We start from the raw sequence: 23,685 nt of genomic DNA, 5'->3' as shown, positions 1-23,685 counted from the left end.
TGAGCTGTCTTTAACTGCAACATATCGACCCTTATGGGCTGATAGCTTATACAGAGAAACAAAAAATCGGCGCTCATGGTAACTAAATATGAGCGAATGGACAAACACTAAAACAAAAAACACGACAATGCATGTCGTGTTTTAATCATAAAGGTATTAAGTGATAATAAGTGAAGTAACTCTTGTTAAGATTTTAGGCGTTATTTCGTTATCATGTGTTTAGAAGTTTAACAATATCTAGCGCCAGTATAATACCCAAGCACTGGTGGTATTCACTTTAGGGTCACTATTAATTTTATCTTTTAGGGCGAGTGCAGCAACTTTGCCACGCTCAGGACCGACAATGACTCGTACACCGCGACTGGTTGGGCTGGTTCTGACCTGATAACCTGCCGCTTGGAATTTTTTTGCCATCTCATCTGCTTTGGCTTGGTCGTTTGCTAGCGCTACTTGTACTCCAAAGCTACCTTTGGCATCGGTTTCTTTGACTTCTTTACGCGCCTCTTGAAGTTTTTGCTGAGCGTCACGCTTCGCGTCTGCTGATTTTTTCGCCAGCGCATCTTCTTTTTGGCGATTTGCTTCTCGCGCTTGTTCAGCATTAGCGGCTTCACGCGCTAAACGCTGCACCTGTTTACGTGATGGGATAGTAATACTTTGACCAAGCTGTAGCGCTGTCGACGGTGAGATATTATTCGCTTGAGCTAAGACTTCTACCGGCATATTGTACTGACGTGCCAGTTTAATCAAGCCATCGCCTTTTTTGACTTGGTAGTCAGAGGGTGACTTAGGTGTGGCTTTTTTTGCGGCTTCATCCGCCTCACGCTTTTTTTGTGCAGCCACTAAAGCATCAGCCTGTTTTTTAGCGTCTGCTTGTTGTTTTGCTTCTGCTGATTTTTTAGCAGCGGCTTGCTCTTTAATAGCCGTTTGTTTTTTAGCTTCCTGCTGCTCTGCTATTACTTTTTTCTTTGCTTCAGCGCTGTCAGTAGAATTAGTAGACGTCTCTACTTTAGCAGGCTTTGATGTGGGTGTAGCAAGGGTGTTTTTTGTCGCGTCTTTATTCGTGCTGTTATTCACACTGTCAGTCGTAGCGCCTTTAGCACTGTTTTTAACATTGTCTTTGACATTGTCTTCAGCACTAGCTGTACTACTCGCCAGATATTGCTCACTTTCAGCGCGTGCTTTTGCTAACGCTTGCGCTTCTGCCGCTTCTTGTTCGGTTAAGAACTGCTTAGCACGTCGCTCTTGCTCAGCAACACGAGCCGCCCTCTCTTTTTGTTTTTGCGCCAAGATACGTTTTTCTGTTTCGATATCTGTCGTTAATGGCTGTGCAGATGTCGGCTCATTACTTGGCTTATCAACCATGGCTGACGCTGGCTGTGATTTATTGCTATCACCAATCTGTTGTACCATGGCGTATAGCATCACACTACCACCGATAATCATCCCAATGCCCAATAAGGCTTGTCTCGAAAAATTCATCCGTTTACGTCTCTTAGTTGGTAATAAGGTTGATTGGGCGGCGCAGTTATCATTTCAAACTATATGATAGATAACTTAAATCAGCAAACCATTAACGCCGGCGACATTCATCTTTTTTAACAGTGATACCGTCTATTGCAAGCACTTTGAGTATAAAGCATATTTTTCGTGCTGTCTGCCATCACAGGCTTGCTAAGATTAACATTAAAACAGTTCTGCTTTCACCTCAATGATTATTCACTCAGTGCAGCCAATGCTTCACCTATGGTATGAAAAGAACCGCAGACGACAATCAAGTCTTGTGGCTGACTACCGTCTATCACAGCATTCGTTGCTTCAGTCAGGCGCGCAAATGTATGGACTTGGTCACTATTAATATATTTTACCAAAATATCTTGCAACTGCTCGGTACTGGCTGCACGTGGATAATCAATTTCAGCGATAAACCAGTCGCTAATAGGCAAACCTGCTGTCGTTAAACGCTGTACGACTTTATTGATATCTTTATCACCTAACATTGAAAACAGCATTTTGATAGTTGGCGTTTTACTGCTATTTTTGCTACCTACATTTTGCTTTGCCAAATGCTGCTGCCATAGTGGTAATAACTGCGCCAATAAAAACTCAACACCTTGTTCATTATGTGCCACATCAAACAGCCAATGACGCTCATGCATCTCACGATAGTCAAAGCGACCGGCAAGCTTGACCGTCTGTAGCGCTTGCTCGATAGCATTACTATCCACTTTTAAAGGACTGGTAAGTACCGCTGACAGAGCATTGGCAGTATTGGTCAATGACAGTGCTGGGCGTGGTAATTGCAAAGTCACAGCGGCATTACTATATTGCCAAGTGCTGGCGTCATTTTCACGGTAACTGAAATCTTTGCTCACTTGATAACAAGCCGCTTGATACTTATTTATCGTCTGCTGTACGCTATTTGGCATCTCTGTAGCACCATAAATGACGCTAATGCCATCACGTAAAATACCTGCTTTCTCGCGACCAATGGCTTCAATATTATCACCCAACCAATCAACATGATCGATAGCGATATTGGTAATCACTGCTATATCAGGATCGATAATATTAACTACATCAAGACGACCGCCCAGCCCTACTTCCAATACCCACACATCGCAGTCCGCTTCAGCGAATATCAACAATGCCGCAAGTGTTGTCATCTCAAAAAATGATAAGGTTAAATCGCACTTTAATCGTGCGGCTTCTACTTTATTAAAGGCATTAATTAATGTCTCATCGCTGACCATCTCGCCATCGATGCGCACGCGCTCGTTAAATACACTCAGATGCGGTGATTGATATAAGGCAGTTTTATATCCTGCGGCTTGGCACATTTGGGCGATAACCGCAGTCGTTGAGCCTTTACCATTGGTGCCTGCAACCGTAAATACATAAGCGTCATCTTTAGCTGATTGTACCACTCCCAATGCTTCAGCGACTGGCAGCACGCGTGATAGACCCATATCTATCGCCGAGACATGAATCTGCTGAATATAATTCAGCCATTCTGTCAAGGTGGCTTGGTTATCAGAGCTACTGCTAGGGCTACGAGACACTAAAGAATCAGACATGGACAAAACCTATATCGAAGTTTGAAATAAAAGATAACGCTGCAAATAAATATCAATGCTTAAATGATGAATGCTTAAATGATGAATGCTTAAATGATGAATGCTTAAATAAAGACATTATAACTGGCTTACTATAAAGCAAAAATAGCATTTACCGTTATTCACGATAAATGCTATTCGCTAGTTTTACATATTTGGCAGATATTAGCACGTGGCTCGATCGTTAAACGGCTAAATTACTAAAGAGCTGCTAATATTTAAATATATCAAATATTGTTTATTGAGCATTAATGTTAGACACATTACACATTTTTGCCAATAAACGATAAATGGTATCAATCATTTGATGACGATGTACCACTTCATCGACCACACCATGCTCAAGCAAAAACTCTGCACGCTGGAACGGCTCTTCTAATGTCTCACGTACGGTCTGCTCAATGACGCGCTTGCCAGCAAAGCCAATCATGGCTTTCGGTTCTGCTAAATGCACATCACCGAGCATGGCAAGAGATGCGGTCACACCGCCATAAACAGGATTGGTCAGTACCACAATATATGGTACGCCAGCAATTCTTAAACGCTCGATTGCTGCGGCTGTTCTTGCCATTTGCATGAGTGACAGTAAGCCTTCTTGCATACGCGCACCGCCTGAGGCAGCAAAGCAAACTAATGGTACTTTATCAGCAAGTGCTTTTTCAGCCGCTTGTACGAAACGGTCGCCAACCACTGAGCCCATAGAGCCGCCCATAAAACGGAAGTCAAAGGCACAAGTTACTATATCGAGATTGCGCAGTTTGCCATATAGCACAATCAGCGCTTCAGTCTCTTTGGTTTTATCTTGTGCTTCTGCCATACGCGCAGGATAAGGCTTACTATCTACAAATTTTAGCGGATCTTTGGCAGTAAATTCTTGCCCAAGCTCGCCTTCTACTTGATCCAGTAACCAGTTTAAGCGTTCACGAGCACTCATTGGTAAATGATGATCACAATGCGGGCAGACATAGCAGTTAAAAATTAGCGCTGTATTGGTAATCACAGAATGGCAGTTGCTGCACTTTGTTGAAGGTTCTGTTTCTACCGCGGTTAATTGCACCGTAAGGTGCTGTTTGATACCCGGTATTGGGCGCTCAAACCATGATTGACCAGCCATAGTAGCAGTAGTCGTATCAGATTTTGTTATCGTATCAGTCATATTATTCGCCATTATCTAAGGCTTATTGGCAAGCTCACTTGTGCACTTGTCCCTAAGAGTCCATTTATAAGAATCAGTTTAATTGTCACATAACCTCATAACTTGAGCAGTTATAGGGTACGCTCATGCGTTACTGTAACCATTTATATGTGATGTTAGTTTACACACGTAAACTAACATTAGCAAAGCCATTTACCTGTGTCTTTATAAACATTGTTATAAATACTGTCATAAATATTGTGACGATAACTTGCCCAGCTGTTTAAACAAGCACTTATAAACTATCGAGTGCGCCACGTAGTTCATCCATTTTTGCCATGATTTCTTGCTGTGCATGAGCAACAGCCGTGGCATCATTGGCATCGATATCAGCAAAATTCTGCACCAAGGCACTACCGACGATAATACCGTCAGCATGCGCACCGATTGCTTTGGCTGACGTCGCATCACGAATACCAAAACCTACGCATACTGGCAAATCCGTCTCTGCTTTAATAGCTTGTACTTGCTTGGCGACATCATCAGTATTTAGTGTTGCTGAACCCGTCACGCCTTTAAGCGACACGTAATAGATATAACCACCACAATGAGTCAATACTTGCTGACGACGTTCAGCCAGAGTCGTTGGCGATAATAAGAAAATCTCATTCATCGCATGCTCAGTCAAATGCTGTGTAAAGCTACCCGCTTCTGCTGGTGGCAAATCAACCATCAAGATGCCATCAACCCCTGACTGCTCACATAGCGCAACGAAGTTATCATAGCCGATAATCTCTACCGGATTGAGATAACCCATAAGAATAATTGGTGTTTCTTTATCTTGCTCACGGAATTCTTTGACCATCTTTAGCGCATCACGAGTACTGGTGCCTGCTGCTAATGCACGCTCGCCTGCCAAAGCAACGGTTGGACCATCTGCCATTGGGTCAGAAAATGGTAAGCCCACTTCAATCATATCGGCGCCGTGCTTAACCAAATCATGTAGCAAGCCAACAAAGTTACTAGGATTGGGATCGCCTGCCATTACATAAGGAATCAAGGCTTTTTTATTTTGTGCTTTTAAAGTCTCAAAAGTGCTTTCAATACGGGTCATAGTATTCTCTTAATTATTATAAACTGGCTCAGTTAACCCTCTATTTAATAATAAAGTGTCAACTGAGTGATTTTCTTTATAAAGGATAATTCAATAATTTACTAAAAGGCAGCTATTACTAACTACTACAACTCAATACCTTCTGCCTTCATCACCGAGTGCAAGTCTTTATCACCGCGACCTGACATATTTACAATGATGGTTTGATCAGGGGTCATAGTTTTAGCTAGTTTTAGTGCATAAGCAACGGCATGAGCAGATTCAAGCGCAGGAATAATGCCTTCTTTGCGCGTGACTTCATGGAAACCTTCTAGCGATTCTTTATCAGTACAGCCAACATATTCAACGCGCTGCATATCTTTTAAGAAACTATGTTCAGGACCAACACCAGGATAATCAAGACCTGCCGAGATAGAATGCGTTTCTTGGATTTGACCTTCATCGTCTGCCATCAAATAGGTACGGTTACCGTGTAAGACACCGATACGACCAGCAGCAAGTGGTGCTGAATGACGACCCGTTTCAATACCATCACCTGTTGCTTCAACACCATACATTTTAACTTCCGTATCGTTTAGGAAATCAAAGAATAGTCCAATAGCGTTCGAGCCACCACCAACACAAGCAACTAGCGCATCTGGTAATTTACCCGTCATTTGCAGATGTTGCACACGCGCTTCTTTGCCGATAATCGCTTGGAAATCGCGTACCAATAATGGATAAGGATGCGGACCAGCAACCGTACCGATAATATAATAAGTCGTATCTACATTCGTAACCCAATCACGCATGGCTTCGTTCATGGCATCTTTAAGCGTACGTGAGCCAGACGTCACTGGCACAACTGTCGTGCCAAGTAAGCGCATACGATAAACGTTCATCTTTTGGCGCTCGACATCGTCAGCACCCATATAGACGATACACTCTAGTCCCAAACGCGCAGCAATCGTCGCCGTTGCAACGCCATGTTGCCCTGCTCCGGTCTCTGCAATAATACGTTTTTTACCACTCATTTTGGCAAGTAGTGCTTGCCCAATGGTGTTATTGACCTTATGCGCGCCAGTATGGTTTAAATCTTCACGTTTAAAGTAAATTTGCGCACCGCCAATCTCATCACTCAAGCGCTTGGCATGATACAAAGGCGTTGGACGACCAACATAGTTGACCAAATCATTGTGATACTCTTCCCAAAATGCAGGATCGGCTTTAACTTTGGTATACAGCGCCTCTAAATCTTCAAGGGCTGCCATCAAAGTTTCAGAGACAAATCGTCCACCGTGGACGCCAAAATGTCCGCGGGCATCTGGGTACTGATTAAAATCTTGCACGCTTTCTGGATTAGTAAAAGTATTGATAGCTTGTGCAGTGGTAGATAACTCTTTATTCGCGACATGACTCATGGTAATTCCTACTGTAATAAGTGGTATTTTTTAGGATTGGTGTTTTTTTAAAACAACTATAGAGAAGACAATTTATATAGTTAGCTTTAGAAGTTATGAATTTTGAAACTATGAAGTTTGAAAATTTAAAGCTAGCTACTGATATTCGAAGGTTCGCTAAGCGTCTCGTTTTGCCATCGGTCACGTTTGACCGCTTTCATAAAAGCACGCATTTTAGCAGGGTCTTTTTTACCTTTATCAATCTCAATACCACCGCTGACATCGACCGCATAAATAGGCAAGTCACTAGTTGCAGCGCCATTATCGGCATCAAGTCCACCCGCTAAGATAATCGGTAACGAGCTATTATGGGGAATAAGGCTCCAGTCAAAGCGTGCGCCTGTACCGCCATATTTATGTTGATGATAGGCATCAAGCAAGATACTACTCGCGCCTGCTGCTGCAAAGCTATCTATCTGCCCACTCACGCTATCGCGCGTATCTTGCTCGGCATTGATACGCAGCGCTTTCATCCAGCGCTTATTAACAGTACTTGCCAGCTGACGGCATTGTTCAGGACTTTCGTCACCGTGAAATTGAATAACATCAAAAGCGACATTGTTTGCCAATGTAATCAATTGATCCTCGGTCATATTAACGACTAAAGCAACCACATTAATAAAAGCGGGTACAGCAGCGCTTAAAGTCTGTGCTTGTTCAATCGTCACCGCACGAGGACTTGGCGGATAAAATACCAAGCCAACAGCATCGACATTTAATTGGACAGCCGCTTTAATATCATCAAGTTGCGTAAATCCACAAAACTTAACGTGCATTTTATGACCTTAAATATGAACTTAACAATAGACAAGTATTGATTATAAATTATAATTAACCGTTAATCATAATTTATGGTGATAATTTGTTAATTGCAGAGCAAACCAATTGCAACCAAAAACTTATCCTAGCATACTTTTATTCATAGTTTTGTTTATGATTGCGATTGATTAAAATAAGGATTCTTGAATGTCTAAAACGATGGCGGAAAGCACAAAGAACAACGATAGTAACAATACTAAGGAAAATATTAGCCAGCCACACTACCTAATGTGGTTTCGCCGTGACCTACGAATCCATGATAATACCGCCCTAGCGGCACTCTGTGAGCGCGCAAACGACGATAATGCTCAAGTCAGTGCGGTATTTTTTCTCACTCCTGAACAATGGCAAGCACATGATATGTCACTAACACAGCTTGACCATATCGCCCGCACCTTGCCTATCTTAGCAAAAGACCTACACACTCAATTAAATATAAAATTGACCGTGCAAGTTTGTCCGAGCTTTATTGACTGTGTTGAGACGCTAAGCACTTTATGTCAAAGCAATAAGATCAGTTGTATCATGGCCAATCATGAGTATGAAGGCAATGAGATTGAACGTGATGAGCAATTAACCAAACAGCTCGCGGAGACTGATATCGAGTTTATCCGCTGGCATGACCAATGTATCTTGCCACCACAAAGTATCACCACCAATGACGATAGCATGTATCAAGTATTTACCCCATTTTATAAAAAATGGCGACAGACGTTAGAAGTGGGCGATATACAAATCCATAAAGCAGCAGCTATAAACAATAATAAAGTAGATTTAAAATCGTTAAAAACTAATGCCGACAGTAGCGAAGCTATAGAAGTATTATGCAAAAATGTCGTCAGTGACTATCAACAACAATTACAGAGTAATGAAGCATATAAATATATCGATACGGATGGCCAGCTCAGTCAAGCTTGCAGCGCCTATCCTGCTGGCGAAATTGCTGCTTGTCATCGATTAGACCAATTTATCGCTGAAGATATTAACAATTACGATGTGAGCCGCGATGTGCCAAGCTTACAGGCGACCAGTCAGTTATCAGCCTACCTAACTATTGGCGCAATTAGCCCTAGACTTTGCTACTTACAAGCTATTAAGGCACTGGGAGAATTAAATGGAAATGACGTTGACAACTTTGATAGCTTTAACAACACTGATAATAGCGATATTAACCGCTGGATAAGTGAGCTTGCTTGGCGCGATTTTTATCGTCATGTGCTGGTCGAAAAACCTGCGTTAATACGCTATCAAGCTTATAAACACCAGACTGACATTAAGATTAATTGGTCATACAATCATGATGATTTTGCAGCATGGTGTGAGGGGAAAACTGGCGTACCATTAGTCGATGCAGCAATGCGCTGTCTTAATGCAACAGGCTTTATGCACAATCGCTTACGCATGATTACAGCGATGTTTTTGACCAAAGACTTATTGATTGATTGGCGCTTAGGCGAGCGCTATTTTATGCAACAGCTGATAGATGGTGACTTTGCGTCTAATAATGGTGGCTGGCAATGGAGCGCCTCAACAGGTACCGATGCCGCACCTTACTTCCGTATTATGAATCCGTTTAGCCAAGCCAAAACGCATGATTCTGATGCTATATTTATTAAAACATGGCTGCCTGAGTTAAAAGAAATCCCTGCCATTATCTTGCATAGCGAAGATAAGATGCGCAAGCTACTTAGCACCAGTGGTCAGCTAGTCAAAATTAACTATCCAAAACCTATGGTCGAACATAAAGTAGCTCGGCAACTAGCGATTGCTGAATTTAAACAATAGCGATGTATCTCACTTAATTTATTTTAGCCACACTCATCACCTTAGCCATATTAATTGCCTGCTTATTAGCTCAGCTAGAGTTCACAATATACGGGTTTGGATAATGTATAAAGCATAGGCTAATAAAGTAAAGCTTATAATTAATAGCACCCATGTCGCAAAAGAAAGCGATTCTTTTGCTTTAGGGCGTTTATTAAGCTGAACTTTAGGCTTAGAAGACGGTTGATTATTAGGAGTTGTCATATACGCCACCTTTTATATAGGGTTATATTACCAACCAAATTCATAAGTTCATTATGAATAATAGATAAGTTCTACTATACAATATAAATGGCGTCAATTTAAGGAGTTTTAGCGGCAAGCTAAACTAGGTTTAACTACTTCATGCTTCTAATAAAATTATCTATGCCTCATTTACTGGCAACTGGCATGAACCAGCGCCTTGTGTGGTCACCGTCACTACAGCACCCGTTAATGCAAATAGCTGCTGTAATTGCGTTTGCGCGTTTTCTAATGCCATAGTCATCACATCACCGCGGCAAGCACGTTCAAGCACTTCGTCTTTTGCCATGCTTTGGGCTTGTTTTAGAATTTTTGGATCGACTTGCATCATCCCAAAAGCGCCCGTTTGCCAATCATAAATCTCAATATCATCTAAATAGACTGAAAACACCTCTGATGGCGGTAGAGTAATATTAATCTGTGGCATAACAGAAATGGGATTATTGCTATCAGCGTTCGTGGCGTTTTCTACAGTCAACTCGGTAGGCTGAACCACTTGTACCATCTCAGGCGTTAACGCACTTAAATCAATGCCCGCCTCTACACGACCACGCGCGATAAACAGCGCCTTTTGCTCGTCTTGCCACAGTTTCATCCAATTTCCCGGACGTTGACTGGTAATCACCGTATCGACACTAAACGCTACGGTCTCCAATCGATTCAATTTCTGAATTTGCATTACCACGCCTTCACGAGTGATGGTTTCTATCGGCTCTTTTTTATTGATATGTTGCACGGTATAAATAGCAAAAGCGATGGCGGCAAGCCCAATAAGCAATACTATCCACGACAGCATAGCGATAGGTTTTTTCGCTTGCTGTTTATTGGCACCACTATTCTTAACATCAACCGGAAGACGATTATCAGGGTTGGTCATGTAAACTCCCTTATTGTTATATTATTGGCATAAAATGAGTAAATTCTAAGCTCTTAATGATATTTCTCTTCAAGCATTTCAAGTAGTTACTACCAACGCCCTACATAATAAATATCAAATTATTGCATTTTAGAATTTTGTTGTTATTTAACTTCGAAAGCTATAAAACTTAGCACTTTAAGTGTAATGCAGACTGAAAAAACAAAAAGTCATTGCGTCTTAGACGAACTTTACCTAACATAGTCAGATTGTATAAGTAAAATGTCGGCATACTTTTATTTTTCAGGCTTTCACGCCTTAAATACTGCATTTTCAATGCTGATATCTTCATACAAAAGTAAAGAATTAACGCTTTTTTAGAGTGCGTTTTATGAATGCACTTTCTACTAGAGTACTGTTTATTGCAGTATTTTCTAGCTATGGCAAGTCTACACTCTTACCAAGTAATAACAGGTCATCTTGCGTTGGCCGTCAAACCACACGCTTAATATCCTACTATTTCTTATTCATTTTATCGTTGATAAGGTTCCGCTTTATTTATGAAAGCCAGTCAATTTTTATTTGCCACGTTAAAAGAAACGCCAAATGATGCGGATATCGCTTCAAGCCAATTAATGGTTAGAGCTGGTCTGATTCGCAAAATCGCCTCTGGATTATATATCTGGTTGCCAATGGGTTTGCGCGTGTTGCAAAAAGTCGAGCGCATCGTTCGCGAAGAGATGCAAAATATCGGTGCCCAAGAAGTGCTCATGCCGATGACTCAGCCTGCTGAGCTTTGGCAAATGACCGGACGTTTTAACGATTATGGTCCTGAGCTACTACGTTTTAAAGACCGTCATGACCGCGATTTTGTACTCGGTCCAACGCACGAAGAAGTCATTACCAATCTTGCCCAAGGTGAACTGCGTAGTTATAAGCAGCTACCGATTACCTTCTTTCAAATTCAAAATAAATTCCGTGATGAGATTCGTCCACGCTTCGGTGTGATGCGCGCGCGTGAATTTACTATGAAAGACGCTTATTCGTTCCACGTTGACCAAGCATCATTGGCGAAAACGTATGACGAGATGTATGACGCTTATACGCGCATCTTCACGCGCTTAGGTCTTGATTTCCGTGCAGTACAAGCTGATACTGGCTCAATCGGTGGCTTTGCCTCACACGAGTTTCATGTGCTAGCTGACAGTGGCGAAGACGATATCGCCTTTTCTGATTCATCTGAATATGCTGCCAACGTCGAGCTTGCTGAATCGGTATGCACTGCTGAACGTCAGCCCGCAACAAAGCTACGTGAAAATGTCGAAACTATTGATATGCCAACGTGTGAAGCGGTCGCTAAGCATTTAAATGTTCCACTTGCCACCACAGTCAAAACATTGATTGTGCAAGGTCATACGCCAGAAGGTGAGCCGCAGCTTATCGCTGTAGTATTACGCGGCGACCATACGCTAAACACCATCAAAGCTGAAAAAATCGAAGAAGCCAATGTACCTTTAACAATGGCAACTGAAGAAGAATTGAAAGCGGCTGGTCTGCATAAAGGCTATATCGGCGTTGAGCTTGATATGCCCGTATTTGTTGACCGTGCAGCAGCGGCATTGTCAGACTTTGTCTCTGGTGCTAATGAAATCAACAAACACACAACAGGTATGAACTGGGAACGTGATGCGCATATCACACGTATCGTTGATATTCGCAATGTTCATGAAGGCGATCCTTCTCCTGATGGTAAAGGTACGCTACAGATCAAACGCGGTATCGAAGTCGGTCACATCTTCCAGTTGGGTGATAAGTACTCGCAAGCGATGAACTGTAACGTTTCAGGTGAAGACGGTAAACCAGTTACCTTAATGATGGGTTGCTACGGTATTGGCGTCAGTCGTATCATTGCTGCTGCTATTGAGCAAAACAACGATGAAAACGGCATCATGTGGCCACCAACGCCAGATGTTAGTGATTCGCTTGCACCGTTTGAAGTGGCTATCGTACCAATGAAGTCTAAAGAAGAAACGGTGATGGAAACGGCAACGGCATTGTATCAGGAGCTAAGAGCCCTTGGTATCAATGTATTGCTTGATGATCGTAATGAGCGTCCAGGCGTTAAGTTTGCTGACCTTGAGCTGATTGGTATTCCGCATCGTATCGTGGTATCTGATCGCAACTTGGCAGAAGACAAGTATGAATACGTCAATCGCCGTGATAGCGAAAAGCAATTGCTTAGCCGTGAGGAAGTCATTGCTAAAGTAAGCAGTAAATAGTTAAGAAACTTTGCACACTAAAAAACCGCCTATCTCATTGAATGAGATAGGCGGTTTTTATTAACCGAAATAAGTTATTTAATATTATATTTCTTGGCAAGTACTTTACTACGCTTTTGATTCTCAGTAGCGGTGCAAACATCAGCACTAATCATACCCCATACTGCCATGTTATTCATTGATCCTTCTTGCTTAAACTCGCACTGTTTATTGCGATTTTTTAACCATGCGGCTTGCTCTTTATCTAACTGTGATTTTTGCTTAGCAGATAGCGTACGATGTGCGCTCATATATATTTTATTAAGGCGTTTTTTCTCTACTTTAACCGCACTTTCACCACAGTCAACAGCTTCTTCCATTGACATTTCACAGTTATATTTATTTTCCACAAAAGCAGCTTGTGCTGCCGTCATTGACAATGCTGCTATACTTATCACAGTAAAAAAACCAGTTACTACCTTCATAGTTACACCCTAATGTAAGCAAAATAATGTTTGCTAAGTATATGAGCTAATGGCAATTTATGATAGCTAATAACCAACATTAATTTACTGACGAATCAAACGGCTTGGTGCGGGTAATAATGCGATATCGCTCACACGACAAGGATTAATATCGATACCGCCTCGGCGCGTATACCAAGCGCGTACCATCAGCGCACTTGGCTGATAATATTTGCTCAAATCAGCAAATATTTGCTCAACGCACTGTTCATGAAAGCCATTATGCTGACGAAAGCTCAATATATAACGCAGCATATTAGCGTTATTTACTGGCTTGTCACTAGTAATTAACACTGCCAATGTTCCCCAATCTGGCTGATTGGTCACCGGACAATTACTACGTAATAAATTAGAATAGAAGACATAAGGCTGAGCATCGTCTTGTAATGCTGCGTCGGTATTATCATCAATTAATAACGAAGCATCAGGATGCTCGCATAACGCAACTTTGGCATTACTATTCGCGAGTGCGTCATCAATGCACATGCCATCAGGCTGAACGATCAATAGCCCTGAGCGTTCATCTTCTAAGGCAAATAACTCAACTTGCACCTCTGCTACTACGCATGTCGACAAATCTTTCGCTATCAAGGTTTGTACTTCTGCCCAACTGCCAAACTCAGTAAAATTAATACTGTTTAGATAAAGCTTCAATGACTTTGATTCGACAATAAATGGTGAGCTTGCCGGAATACCAAAGCGTGCTATCGCAACCTGCGAGATGCCCTGTTGATTTAACCATGACAGCTCAAATGCCTGCCACCAGTCAATGCCAACTGCTAGCTTATCATCTTGCCAGCCAATGACGTCTCGCCCCATACTACGGGCAATTGGATATAAGGCTTCTGGACTATACTCAGTTGGATAATCAGTAGTTTGTTCACCCAAGATACCGTGGATACTCATTGGTACTTCCTAATATTAAACATTAAAAAATTTGAAATAATAGCTCTATCACTATAATGATCGCAGCTATCAGCACTACAAACGAATTCGCGAGCCGTCACTTAATAAGCGATAAGAGATGACATAAAAAATCACGCAAAATACAAAAATCGCTGCCATTGAATACCAAACATTGACATCAGAATAACCGAGAATACCGAAACGGAAGGCATTAACCATATAAACGATAGGATTTAATAGTGAGATGTTATACCAAAATGGCGATAAGTTCTCCATTGAGTAAAATACCCCACCAAGAAAGGTCAACGGTGTCAACACAAAGCTTGGAATAATAGTAATGTCATCAAATGAGCGTGCATAAGCCGCATTAATAAAGCCACCAAGCGAGAACAGAATAGACGTGCCCAATACCGTAAATATAGTGACAAATAAATGCTCGATACCAAGCTTGGTAAAGAATAACGCCACGATAGAAACAATAATAGCAATAATCAGACCGCGAAAAATACCGCCGCCTATGTAACCCATTAATATGGCATGCTTAGAAACCGGAGATACTAGCAATTCTTCAATACTGGCGGTAAATTTGGCACTAAAGAAGCTTGAGACCACGTTAGAATAACTATTGGTAATGACCGCCATCATGATAAGGCCTGGGACGATAAACTGCATGTACGGTACGCCGCCCATATCCCCTACCCGCGAGCCAATCATCTTACCAAAGATGACAAAATATAATGCCATGGTAATGACTGGTGGCAAAAGGGTTTGTGGCCAAATACGCAGGATGCGACGAATCTCTTTGACTAAAATCGTTTGAAAAGCAATCCACTTTTTAGCGGTAGACATCGCTTTAGTAGGATCTACAGTGACTTTATGAGTGACTTCCTGTTTCATAACCCTGCCTCCTTCATACTGTCTTCATTCTGAATATTTTGATCGACTAACCGCATAAACAGCTCCTCTAAGCGGTTAGATTTGTTGCGCATGCTAGCCACTTCGATGTCAAGCTTGGTAAGCTGCTCAAAAACACAGTTGAGCGTCTCACCTTTACTCAAGGTTACCTCCACCGTCAGCTCATCAGGCTGGACAATCTCTGTTACCTTATCAATGACTAAAGGCTGGGTAAGCGGCTGGGTCAAATCTAACACAAAAGTCTCAACCGACAACTGCGCCAGCAAGTCTTTCATTTCAGTATTAATACGAATCTCGCCATGATCAAGAATAGCAATGCGCTTACACAACTGCTCAGCTTCTTCTAAATAGTGAGTGGTGAGAATAATAGTGGTATTTTCTTCAATATTAATTTGCTGCATGAATTCCCACATTGAACGGCGCAGCTCAATATCTACCCCAGCGGTAGGCTCATCCAAAATCAATAGTTTCGGCTTATGAATCAACGCGCGCGCAATCATTAAACGGCGCTTCATGCCACCCGATAGCTCCCGCGACTTACTATCACGCTTATCCCAAAGACCTAATGCTTTGAGCAAGCGCTCGGCACGTGGCTTTGATTCTTTAGCCGATATGCCAAAATAACCCGCTTGCGTTATCAGAATATCTTCTACTTTTTCAAACTGATTAAAATTGAACTCTTGCGGCACCACGCCTAAGTATTGCTTGGCAACTGACGGATTGGCTAATAGGTCGACACCAAAAATATTGACGCTGCCGCCAGTTGGTTTAAACAGTGAGCTAATAATACCAATCATCGTTGATTTGCCAGCACCGTTCGGTCCAAGTAACGCAAAAAACCCTCCTTGCGGGACGGTAAGACTGACGTCTTTTAGGGCGGAAAACCCATTAGCATAAGTTTTGGATAAATTCTGAATCGATAGCGCTGGTACTTCAGACATGAATACCTCTTTATAAATGATTGGGCTAAAAAATGATTTATCAGCATACTAATTATCATAATAGTTGCTGTCGTGTCTTAATGTGAGGCTGAATGGGTAAGATTTCAACGGTGCTATATTATAAAGACGATATTAGTCCTATCAATCACGCATAAAAAAAGCACCTGTCTTATTAAATAAGACAGATGCTTTTTTATGCATTAAATAATTTTTTGCTAAAGCTCTCTACTCAAGCTCCTTAGCCATAAAAATTAGCTGGCTTCACCAACCATATAATCAACGGCATTTTGCACTTCTTCATCAGGAATATCGGCACCGCCTTTTGCTGGCATGGCATTGAAGCCGTTGATAGCGTGGGTATATAAAGTATCTTTACCCTTTGCAATACGAGGTCCCCAAGCGCCGGCATCACCTAACATAGGTGAGCCAAGTAGCCCTGTCGCATGGCAAGTCTGACATACAGCACTATATACCGCTTTACCCTCACGAGGACCATCGCCTGCAGCTGGACCAGAAGAGCGAGCCGTCACGTCACAGACCTCATCGTCTTCAAAACATACTTTGCCGACAGGCTGAATACGAGCAATCAGGTTCGGATATAACGCAATCAGCTTTTGTACTTGCGGCGTATCTTGTGGAATCGACTCTTCAGCCGCAGGTGCTGCTACCGCTACGGCAGCTGGAGCAGTGGCGTCAGCAGTTGCATCCATAGGAGCAGTACCATCAGTGGTATCTGCAGCAGCTTGGGTCTCATCGCCTAGTTTCTCAGGCGCATTTGCGACAACCTCTTTACCTTCTGCGACTGCAGATACAGTGACAGGCGTGTCTACAGCACTTTCAGCTTGGCTCACAGCGATACTAGCGATTCCTAGAATGGCAGCTGCCGATAACATAACTACTTTTCTCATTCGTCACGTTCTCTTATTACGTATACAAGGGTCAGCATAGCTTGGACATTCTGTCTGTCCTCCTTCAACAACAAAACAGTTGTCAATAGCAAACAGCCATCCCGCATGCGAGCGCACTTGTAATCGGTGAATATAAATAGGGATTCTCCCTGACATTATAAGGGAAAAGACGGGTAGATTGCCATGCCTGTTTGCTGACTATAGTGTTTTTTCTTAAAAAACCTCAATCGCTGTCTTCATTCATTGGCTTTATGGCTTTTATTTGTTAGACTAAGCGGTCTTTATTTTTAGACGCTTTTGCGCTCGTAGCTCAGTTGGATAGAGTATCGGTCTCCGAAGCCGAGGGTCGTGGGTTCGATTCCCGCCGAGCGCACCAATCATCGTATTACCCCGTTCCCCAGCATTACCTCTTTTATAGCCGTCAATAATGGTTAATAGATTGCTTCTACTATTATCCAATCCTATATAGTCAATATTTAAGAAATCTATTTTGAAAAATACTGTCTTAAAAATCAAAATATAGGACAAATGAGATCATAAAGCCACTAGCTATCATATCGACTGCTTTGTTATTGACCGCATACGCTACTTGGTTCCCGCTCTCTGATATATGGCCACGCCAATCGAAAAGATGGCTCCCAGACATCACCACTGCTCCGCAATTTATTGAATGTGTGCGTATGCCGCCCTGCGCTTATGTCGCTTATACATAGAATAACGCCCACCCTACTGAATCTATATTGAATTTCATCCTTGATGATTTACAGACTGCCACTAACGGTTATCGCACGCTAGACAATATTACGCTCAATATCGATGGTGATACCGTGGCGTTAAAGCCTTTATTCTGCTTCTTGTAAATTCGCATCCAATTGCGCGCGGCTAGGTACACGGTGATAGTTAAACACAGGTATATCTCCTAAGCGGCGTTGACTGGCAGCCAGCTTGCGGTCAATCGTAATCATGGCAATTTTTGTATTTTGTCGACTGATTAGCAAATGACTGCCCTTTCTTGTGACTCGATAATCAGGAAAATACTGCTTAATCATCTCCGCTGTCTTATATAACGCGTCATCGATCGGTTTTTTCTTACCTTTTGACTTTGTGTCATCCAGTTTGTTAGGCGCACGTGATTTTGCAAAAAACCACAGACCAACGACAACTGCTATCAATATGACAAGCCACCAAATTCCGTCTATCATAAGAAAGGATATCCATTATTAGCAAGGGTTAGCTTATGTTAGCAGAATTACCATCAGGGTTAATAGCAGAAGTAGAGCGTGCCGCGGAACTATTAAAAACCAAACAGCGTATTTGCCTGTTAACGGGCGCAGGGATTTCAGCAGAAAGCGGTATACCAACCTTTCGCGATAAGCAAACGGGCTTATGGGAAAATTATAGCGCGGAGGATTTGGCGACGCCCGATGCTTTTGCTCGTAATCCAAAATTGGTTTGGTCGTGGTATCAGTGGCGCAGACAACTGGTGGCAAGTAAAAAACCAAATCCTGCTCATATAGCATTAGCTCAGTGGCAATATCACAGTCAATACACCAATCAGCAACTGACCCTCGTTACTCAAAACGTCGACGATTTGCATGAGCAAGCAGGCAGCGCTGTCACCCACTTACATGGCAACCTATGGCGTAATCGATGTAGCCGATGTGAGATACCTTATCAAGGCCAATTAAATCGAGCTTATGACAGTGAAGATAGTATCAATTTTGATGAAGCTCTGATTACTTGCCAGCATTGTGATGGTTATATCAGACCTGATATTGTGTGGTTTGGAGAGTCGTTACCGATAGATGAGTGGCAAACAGCCGAAGAGGCAGCAGCCAATTGTGACATATTTATTAGTATCGGTACTTCCAGCCTCGTCTATCCCGCTGCCGGACTGGCACAATTGGCAAAACAGAATGGTGCCAAAATCATCGAGATAAACCCCTATCCGACACCGAATACGCTAGTTGATATTACTCTGGCAGCAAAAGCTGGAGTTATACTGCCAGAGTTGGTAAAAAGAATGGGTATACTATAATGGGCGAAGTATTAGCCTATTGCTTGATCGACTCTGTCTAAATACTGCTGCTTTAGCTCATCACTAATAAATGACGATCTAAAAGAGTTCTTTACCAAGGTGATAATATCGTCTTCTGTTAATGGCAGATTTTCGCTGATGTTGATAAAGTTTTGGTTGATATAACCTTTAAAGTAAGCAGGGTCATCTGAGTTGACCGTGATATTGAGCCCATAATCTATCAGCTCTTTGATGTTATGCTCTTTATAGGTGTCAAATACTCTTAACTCGATATTAGAATTTGGACAAACCGTTAGTGGCATCTGCTCATCTTTTAGACGCTGCATTAGCTCGGCACTTTTGATAGATTGTACGCCGTGGTCGATTCTACTAATACCCAATAAATCTAATGCTTCATAGATATAAGAGAAATCCGCTTCTTCGCCAGCATGGGCAACCAACTTAAAGCCTTCTTCTTTCGCTTTTTTGAAGACGTCTATAAACTTTGACGGTGGGTTGCCTAATTCTGAAGAGTCCAAACCCACACCGATAATATCGTCTTTAAATGGTAATGCTTGTTCTAAGGCCTCAAACGCTTCTTCTTGTGATAAATGGCGTAAAAAACACATGATAATGCAAGAGGTAATGCTATATTGTGCTTTGGCATCAGCCAGTGCTCGCTTGATGCCTGTTATTACTGTTTCAAACGCCACGCCTCTTGCTGTATGAGTCTGTGGATCAAAAAATATCTCTGTATGAATGACGTTATCCTCAACACATTTAAGAATATACTCCCACGTCAGATCGTAGAAATCATCTTCTGTGATAAGGACATTGGCACCCGCATAGTAGATGTCTAAAAAAGTCTGTAGATTGGTAAAATTATAAGCATTACGTACATCTTCTATATCTTTATACGGAATCTCTATCTGGTTCTTTTTTGCCAACCTAAACATAAGCTCAGGCTCAAGTGAGCCTTCAATATGTAGATGCAGCTCCGCCTTTGGCAGTTTTTTTATTAGTTCAATCATAATATTCCAGTATCGTTTATGGCATAGGCTGTCTATGCAAAAAGGCGTTTCAATAGTTCAGTACTTATATGTTCCATATGCTTATTTTAAGCATTATTTATTTTAAAAATATCACGGTATCAGATAACTCATTGCCTGCAGGATCATGCTCTAAATGATAATATTGGCGCAGCACTTGTCCCACTTCATCTAGTAATTCAGTCAAGCTTTCTTCTGTCTTTTGCTTGGCAATCCCTACTACTGCTTTATCACACATCGCTCGCCAAACCGTTGGGCTAACATGGGCACTAATACCGCGATCAGCGACAATCTCAAGCTTATGCTCGCAAATATTGACATAGATCAGCACGCCGGTGTTTTCTTCCGTATCCCAAACGCGGTATTGACTGAATAAATCGACCGCGCGATCACGGCAATTGCTACGATAGGCTTCTTGAATCGGTAAATGATTCTCTACGATTAAAAACACCTCACCACGGTGCCCTTGTTCAGCTAGTGTTACCTGCTCTGTCAATCGAGCCTTTGCTGCTGGCGTCAGCCATTTACTATGTAAGATCGGCACAAATAACACTTGGCGCCACCAGCGGGCAAAGCTGGATTTTGAAGCACTGTTTTCTGCCATGATACTATTTCCTCAAGTACGTCATTACTAACAGTTTTTTAGTAAACGGTCATTTAGTGAGTTTTCATTTAATAGACAATAATTAGTAGATATTGTGCTTGAAAAATGGTTAATAAGTTACTGGATTACTCTAGTGATAAGCCAGCAAATAGCAAGCGCTTACCAAGAGCCACCAGCACCGCCGCCACCAAACCCACCACCGCCACCGCCGAAGCCGCCGCCGCTGAAACCGCCACCGCCGCCCATACCTGGCAAGAATACCATGCCACCGCCGCCTCGACCGCCGCCAGAGCCACCTTTACCGCCACCACCGCCACGCGAAATTAAGAATAGCCAAATAAATATCGCCATAATGATGGTCATAAATAGACCGCCGCCCAATGCTAGTGAGCCTGCAACAAAACCACCCGCTGTCAGTACAGAGCCAAATACTCGACCAAAAATACTGGTAATAAAACTACCAAATATCATTGCCATGATAAATAGAAAAATAGGTGATGGCAGCTCATCTGAGCCTTGTTGGGCAGTATGTTCAGCAGCTTGCGCATCGGCACGCGCCAATACTTCAGGATCAGCAGATAAGCGGCTTTGTAAGGCTGTTACGCCTGCTAATATACCAGCGCCATAGTTATTTTGTTTAAATAAAGGCGTGATATCTTCTCGAATGATACGATTGACTGCGGCGTCAGGCAGGACGCCTTCGAGTCCATAACCTGTCAAGATATACATATCACGGTCATTGACTGCAACTACCATCAGCAAGCCATCATCGATGTCTTTATTACCAAGCTGCCATTTTTCAGCAACCTGTAAGGCATAATCAAAGATGGGCATACCATTGGTAGTCGAGACAATCACCACTGCCGCCTGCGCCAAACCATTCTGATAAATAGTACGTAGCTGTGCTTCTAAGCGCTGCTTCTCTTGCGGATTTAAAATATTGGCTTGATCGATAACAGGATTATTTAAAATTAGCTTATCGGCAGTAACACCCTCAGCCGCTGATTTAACAGGCGGACGTTTAGACGCATTTGCCTCTGCTACGCCTTCATTATTGGACGCACTTTGATTGATGGCATCATTACCAAGTATAGCTTCATTAATTGCCTCATTGCCCAAGACAGCATCATTAATGGCTTCATTAGACTCAGCGGCTTTTGCAATAGCGACTAAGTCTTCCACACTTCGATTTTGTATGTTGCCATCAGCATTAGGCGCCGCATGCAACATAGATGCGCTACCGATACTCAGGGCAAATAACAATGCGGCTAGGGGTGTTTTCAAATGAGTCATTAAATCAATACCACCTCAAGTCAAATATTTACTAGATACAGCAGCAATCAATAAGCGTTTAATAAATCACTACTTAATGCTCGCTGCTCTAGCTTTTTTTAGTTACTTAACGATATGAATAAGCTTTAAGAGACCATTATTCTTAATATTGGACTCAATATATTCATATCAGCAAAAATTTTAAGACAATCAATCAATAAAAATTTTCATGATTAAAAAAATTTCGCAATTATTGAATGAATACTATTGAGCAGTTTTTGACTCACCATTATCAAAATCAACGCTTGGAGCAGTAGAAATCTCTTTTTCATTAGCAACGCTAAAATTAGGTTTGGCGCTCATACCAAATACTTTAGCAGTAATATTGGTTGGGAATTGACGCACGGTTGTATTGTAACCTTGTACTTCTTGAATATAGCGATTACGAGCCACGGCGATACGGTTTTCAGTACCTTCTAATTGCGCTTGTAAATCTTGGAATAAGGCATCTGATTTTAGCTCAGGATAACGCTCAGACACAGCCATCAAACGTGATAATGCACCTGTCATCTGCTCTTGCGCCGCTGCAAAACGCTCCATTGCTTCAGGGTCATTTAAAACCTCAGGCGTTACGGTGATACTGCCGGTACGTGAGCGTGCTTCAGCTACTTGCGTAAAGACATCTTGCTCTTGCTTGGCATATTGCTGTACTACTTTGACCAAGTTTGGCACCAGATCCGAGCGACGTTGATATTGGTTGACCACCTCTGACCACGACGCTGTCACTTGCTCATCTTGGGCTTGCAGATTGTTATAACCACAACCGCTCAAACCAACAGTAGAAGTCGCTAATACAGCTGATAACAACATGGGTTTTACAATAGATTTACGCGTCATTGTGGCGTCTCCTAAGAATGATAAAAATCAAATATGAGTAACAATTTTTAGTGGGCTTTTTTACTACTTCTTTAAACACTATCTTAAATAGCACTAAACCATATAAGCTGATATTTGTTAGCCTAAGATATATTTTGCTAATAATGGCGCTATAACGCTTTTTTTACAATTCATCGTTACCAAAACACAACCGCAAGCAACGACTTGTAGCATAAGCTTGCGCTTTGTTTTGACTAAGTAACTTAATAACCGTGCTCATCAGCCACTATTAATAAAACATCGAATACAGCTACAAAAAACGTCTACGCTATATCCCACGGCTTTTTCTCTCTAAATAACGATTATTGAAATGCCTATATAAATACCGGTAAGAAGAAAATTGTAGTAATTAGCAAAAAAATATGGCAAATTGCAGTTACGTAGCTGTACGGTTTGCACACATTTGGTAGTGGACTTATTTATTCCTTAGTACTAGTGAGTGATTTATTTGTCATTTAAAAGGATTGATAGACAGACAAATCATCGCTTTATGATTCTATTACACAATTGTGCGCAGCCGATACCGCTCATAGTAAATCGGATACCGTCATGATGATGGATATTTAATATTATAACCGCCTGTTTTATCCATTGGCCTCTTGATAGCAGTGTTTAGGCTTATAGCAGAATAACAAAACACCAAGTTATATAGAAAGTAAACGATCGAGCATAGCCAAGCTTAATAATGAACCAAGCGGATAAATACAGACAACTACAGTCCATTCTTGGTGACTATACGGATATGAAGCTTAAAAGATAATTTTAAGTCTATGCAAACAATTTGAGTGGTTAGCATTAATAAGGATATTAAA

The 23,685-nt window shown here is 41.9% G+C and carries 21 protein-coding genes and 1 tRNA gene; 4 read left to right on the top strand and 18 right to left on the bottom strand.

The features are described 5' to 3' along the window. Positions 1-237: 237 nt before the first annotated feature. The 6 genes from ACMHKH_RS05400 to ACMHKH_RS05375 all read right to left on the bottom strand — a co-directional run bounded on the left by ACMHKH_RS05400 (position 238) and on the right by ACMHKH_RS05375 (position 7,577). Positions 238-1,479 (bottom strand): LysM peptidoglycan-binding domain-containing protein, encoded by a 1,242-nt coding sequence (locus ACMHKH_RS05400; RefSeq protein ID WP_413519638.1) that lies wholly within the window; start codon positions 1,477-1,479, stop codon positions 238-240. A gap of 233 nt (positions 1,480-1,712) precedes the next feature. Continuing rightward, positions 1,713-3,074, bottom strand: a complete 1,362-nt coding sequence (gene folC, locus ACMHKH_RS05395; protein ID WP_413519637.1) for a bifunctional tetrahydrofolate synthase/dihydrofolate synthase — start codon at positions 3,072-3,074, stop codon at positions 1,713-1,715. 277 nt (positions 3,075-3,351) lie between these two features. Continuing rightward, positions 3,352-4,269: an acetyl-CoA carboxylase, carboxyltransferase subunit beta gene (gene accD / locus ACMHKH_RS05390; protein ID WP_413519636.1), complete on the bottom strand. Its 918-nt coding sequence runs from the start codon at positions 4,267-4,269 to the stop codon at positions 3,352-3,354. A 274-nt stretch (positions 4,270-4,543) separates the two neighbouring features. Further along, positions 4,544-5,362: a tryptophan synthase subunit alpha gene (gene trpA / locus ACMHKH_RS05385; RefSeq protein ID WP_413519635.1), complete on the bottom strand. Its 819-nt coding sequence runs from the start codon at positions 5,360-5,362 to the stop codon at positions 4,544-4,546. 125 nt (positions 5,363-5,487) lie between these two features. Beyond that, a complete protein-coding gene (gene trpB, locus ACMHKH_RS05380; RefSeq protein ID WP_413519634.1) occupies positions 5,488-6,762 on the bottom strand; it encodes a tryptophan synthase subunit beta in 1,275 nt (424 codons plus the stop codon). 131 nt (positions 6,763-6,893) lie between these two features. Beyond that, positions 6,894-7,577: a phosphoribosylanthranilate isomerase gene (locus tag ACMHKH_RS05375; RefSeq protein WP_413519633.1), complete on the bottom strand. Its 684-nt coding sequence runs from the start codon at positions 7,575-7,577 to the stop codon at positions 6,894-6,896. A 190-nt stretch (positions 7,578-7,767) separates the two neighbouring features. Here ACMHKH_RS05375 and ACMHKH_RS05370 point away from each other — a divergent pair, with 190 nt between their 5' ends. Next, positions 7,768-9,405, top strand: coding sequence for a cryptochrome/photolyase family protein (locus ACMHKH_RS05370; protein ID WP_413519632.1), 1,638 nt, complete (start codon positions 7,768-7,770; stop codon positions 9,403-9,405). An 81-nt stretch (positions 9,406-9,486) separates the two neighbouring features. Here the strand turns inward: ACMHKH_RS05370 and ACMHKH_RS05365 are convergent, their stop codons facing one another. After that, entirely contained in the window at positions 9,487-9,648 is a 162-nt protein-coding gene (locus ACMHKH_RS05365) for a hypothetical protein (RefSeq protein ID WP_413519631.1), read from the bottom strand. Between the two features lie 160 nt (positions 9,649-9,808). Then, on the bottom strand, positions 9,809-10,564 hold the full coding sequence (locus ACMHKH_RS05360) for a DUF4230 domain-containing protein (RefSeq protein ID WP_413519630.1): 756 nt from the start codon (positions 10,562-10,564) through the stop codon (positions 9,809-9,811). Between the two features lie 539 nt (positions 10,565-11,103). Between ACMHKH_RS05360 and ACMHKH_RS05355 the strand changes: the two genes are divergently transcribed. Beyond that, complete coding sequence (locus ACMHKH_RS05355) at positions 11,104-12,822, top strand: proline--tRNA ligase (protein WP_413519629.1); 1,719 nt, start codon at positions 11,104-11,106, stop codon at positions 12,820-12,822. Between the two features lie 74 nt (positions 12,823-12,896). Here the strand turns inward: ACMHKH_RS05355 and ACMHKH_RS05350 are convergent, their stop codons facing one another. From ACMHKH_RS05350 to ACMHKH_RS05330, 5 genes are all read right to left on the bottom strand, one after another. Further along, complete coding sequence (locus ACMHKH_RS05350) at positions 12,897-13,286, bottom strand: lysozyme inhibitor LprI family protein (protein ID WP_413519628.1); 390 nt, start codon at positions 13,284-13,286, stop codon at positions 12,897-12,899. A gap of 84 nt (positions 13,287-13,370) precedes the next feature. Beyond that, positions 13,371-14,231, bottom strand: coding sequence for an NADPH-dependent 7-cyano-7-deazaguanine reductase QueF (queF, locus tag ACMHKH_RS05345; RefSeq protein ID WP_413519627.1), 861 nt, complete (start codon positions 14,229-14,231; stop codon positions 13,371-13,373). Positions 14,232-14,306: 75 nt separating this feature from the next. Then, a complete protein-coding gene (locus ACMHKH_RS05340) occupies positions 14,307-15,080 on the bottom strand; it encodes an ABC transporter permease (RefSeq protein ID WP_413519678.1) in 774 nt (257 codons plus the stop codon). A 44-nt stretch (positions 15,081-15,124) separates the two neighbouring features. After that, entirely contained in the window at positions 15,125-16,087 is a 963-nt protein-coding gene (locus ACMHKH_RS05335; RefSeq protein ID WP_413519626.1) for an ABC transporter ATP-binding protein, read from the bottom strand. A 251-nt stretch (positions 16,088-16,338) separates the two neighbouring features. Next, entirely contained in the window at positions 16,339-16,995 is a 657-nt protein-coding gene (locus tag ACMHKH_RS05330; protein WP_413519625.1) for a c-type cytochrome, read from the bottom strand. A 299-nt stretch (positions 16,996-17,294) separates the two neighbouring features. Here ACMHKH_RS05330 and ACMHKH_RS05325 point away from each other — a divergent pair. Then, positions 17,295-17,371 (top strand) — tRNA-Arg (locus tag ACMHKH_RS05325). A gap of 466 nt (positions 17,372-17,837) precedes the next feature. Here ACMHKH_RS05325 and ACMHKH_RS05320 read toward each other — a convergent pair. Then, positions 17,838-18,197: a hypothetical protein gene (locus ACMHKH_RS05320; protein WP_413519624.1), complete on the bottom strand. Its 360-nt coding sequence runs from the start codon at positions 18,195-18,197 to the stop codon at positions 17,838-17,840. A gap of 35 nt (positions 18,198-18,232) precedes the next feature. Here ACMHKH_RS05320 and ACMHKH_RS05315 point away from each other — a divergent pair, with 35 nt between their 5' ends. Then, complete coding sequence (locus tag ACMHKH_RS05315; RefSeq protein WP_413519623.1) at positions 18,233-19,033, top strand: NAD-dependent deacylase; 801 nt, start codon at positions 18,233-18,235, stop codon at positions 19,031-19,033. A gap of 11 nt (positions 19,034-19,044) precedes the next feature. Here the strand turns inward: ACMHKH_RS05315 and ACMHKH_RS05310 are convergent, their stop codons facing one another. The 4 genes from ACMHKH_RS05310 to ACMHKH_RS05295 form a co-directional block, all read right to left on the bottom strand. Then, positions 19,045-20,043 (bottom strand): adenosine deaminase, encoded by a 999-nt coding sequence (locus ACMHKH_RS05310; RefSeq protein ID WP_413519622.1) that lies wholly within the window; start codon positions 20,041-20,043, stop codon positions 19,045-19,047. Between the two features lie 97 nt (positions 20,044-20,140). Beyond that, entirely contained in the window at positions 20,141-20,665 is a 525-nt protein-coding gene (locus ACMHKH_RS05305) for a TPM domain-containing protein (protein WP_413519621.1), read from the bottom strand. A gap of 159 nt (positions 20,666-20,824) precedes the next feature. Beyond that, on the bottom strand, positions 20,825-21,958 hold the full coding sequence (locus ACMHKH_RS05300) for a TPM domain-containing protein (RefSeq protein WP_413519620.1): 1,134 nt from the start codon (positions 21,956-21,958) through the stop codon (positions 20,825-20,827). A gap of 243 nt (positions 21,959-22,201) precedes the next feature. Then, positions 22,202-22,834, bottom strand: coding sequence for a LemA family protein (locus ACMHKH_RS05295; RefSeq protein ID WP_413519619.1), 633 nt, complete (start codon positions 22,832-22,834; stop codon positions 22,202-22,204). Positions 22,835-23,685 lie beyond the last annotated feature (851 nt).

The organism is Psychrobacter glacincola, from assembly GCF_965118485.1.
Classification (GTDB): Bacteria; Pseudomonadota; Gammaproteobacteria; order Pseudomonadales; family Moraxellaceae; genus Psychrobacter; species Psychrobacter glacincola_D.
Note: the sequence above shows the minus strand (reverse complement) of the source record. Positions and strands in the feature narration are given on the sequence as shown.

What these genes read in the sequence shown, in the direction of transcription:
- ACMHKH_RS05335 (WP_413519626.1), bottom strand. Translation starts at nt 16,087, where the DNA reads ATGTCTGAAGTACCAGCGCTATCGATTCAGAATTTATCCAAAACTTAT.
- ACMHKH_RS05370 (WP_413519632.1), top strand. Translation starts at nt 7,768, where the DNA reads ATGTCTAAAACGATGGCGGAAAGCACAAAGAACAACGATAGTAACAAT.
- ACMHKH_RS05330 (WP_413519625.1), bottom strand. Translation starts at nt 16,995, where the DNA reads ATGAGAAAAGTAGTTATGTTATCGGCAGCTGCCATTCTAGGAATCGCT.
- ACMHKH_RS05350 (WP_413519628.1), bottom strand. Translation starts at nt 13,286, where the DNA reads ATGAAGGTAGTAACTGGTTTTTTTACTGTGATAAGTATAGCAGCATTG.
- trpA (WP_413519635.1), bottom strand. Translation starts at nt 5,362, where the DNA reads ATGACCCGTATTGAAAGCACTTTTGAGACTTTAAAAGCACAAAATAAA.
- ACMHKH_RS05295 (WP_413519619.1), bottom strand. Translation starts at nt 22,834, where the DNA reads ATGACGCGTAAATCTATTGTAAAACCCATGTTGTTATCAGCTGTATTA.
- ACMHKH_RS05300 (WP_413519620.1), bottom strand. Translation starts at nt 21,958, where the DNA reads ATGACTCATTTGAAAACACCCCTAGCCGCATTGTTATTTGCCCTGAGT.
- ACMHKH_RS05400 (WP_413519638.1), bottom strand. Translation starts at nt 1,479, where the DNA reads ATGAATTTTTCGAGACAAGCCTTATTGGGCATTGGGATGATTATCGGT.
- folC (WP_413519637.1), bottom strand. Translation starts at nt 3,074, where the DNA reads ATGTCTGATTCTTTAGTGTCTCGTAGCCCTAGCAGTAGCTCTGATAAC.
- ACMHKH_RS05315 (WP_413519623.1), top strand. Translation starts at nt 18,233, where the DNA reads ATGTTAGCAGAATTACCATCAGGGTTAATAGCAGAAGTAGAGCGTGCC.
- accD (WP_413519636.1), bottom strand. Translation starts at nt 4,269, where the DNA reads ATGACTGATACGATAACAAAATCTGATACGACTACTGCTACTATGGCT.
- ACMHKH_RS05340 (WP_413519678.1), bottom strand. Translation starts at nt 15,080, where the DNA reads ATGTCTACCGCTAAAAAGTGGATTGCTTTTCAAACGATTTTAGTCAAA.
- ACMHKH_RS05375 (WP_413519633.1), bottom strand. Translation starts at nt 7,577, where the DNA reads ATGCACGTTAAGTTTTGTGGATTTACGCAACTTGATGATATTAAAGCG.
- ACMHKH_RS05305 (WP_413519621.1), bottom strand. Translation starts at nt 20,665, where the DNA reads ATGGCAGAAAACAGTGCTTCAAAATCCAGCTTTGCCCGCTGGTGGCGC.
- ACMHKH_RS05365 (WP_413519631.1), bottom strand. Translation starts at nt 9,648, where the DNA reads ATGACAACTCCTAATAATCAACCGTCTTCTAAGCCTAAAGTTCAGCTT.
- ACMHKH_RS05310 (WP_413519622.1), bottom strand. Translation starts at nt 20,043, where the DNA reads ATGATTGAACTAATAAAAAAACTGCCAAAGGCGGAGCTGCATCTACAT.
- queF (WP_413519627.1), bottom strand. Translation starts at nt 14,231, where the DNA reads ATGAGTATCCACGGTATCTTGGGTGAACAAACTACTGATTATCCAACT.
- ACMHKH_RS05355 (WP_413519629.1), top strand. Translation starts at nt 11,104, where the DNA reads ATGAAAGCCAGTCAATTTTTATTTGCCACGTTAAAAGAAACGCCAAAT.
- ACMHKH_RS05320 (WP_413519624.1), bottom strand. Translation starts at nt 18,197, where the DNA reads ATGATAGACGGAATTTGGTGGCTTGTCATATTGATAGCAGTTGTCGTT.
- trpB (WP_413519634.1), bottom strand. Translation starts at nt 6,762, where the DNA reads ATGAGTCATGTCGCGAATAAAGAGTTATCTACCACTGCACAAGCTATC.
- ACMHKH_RS05360 (WP_413519630.1), bottom strand. Translation starts at nt 10,564, where the DNA reads ATGACCAACCCTGATAATCGTCTTCCGGTTGATGTTAAGAATAGTGGT.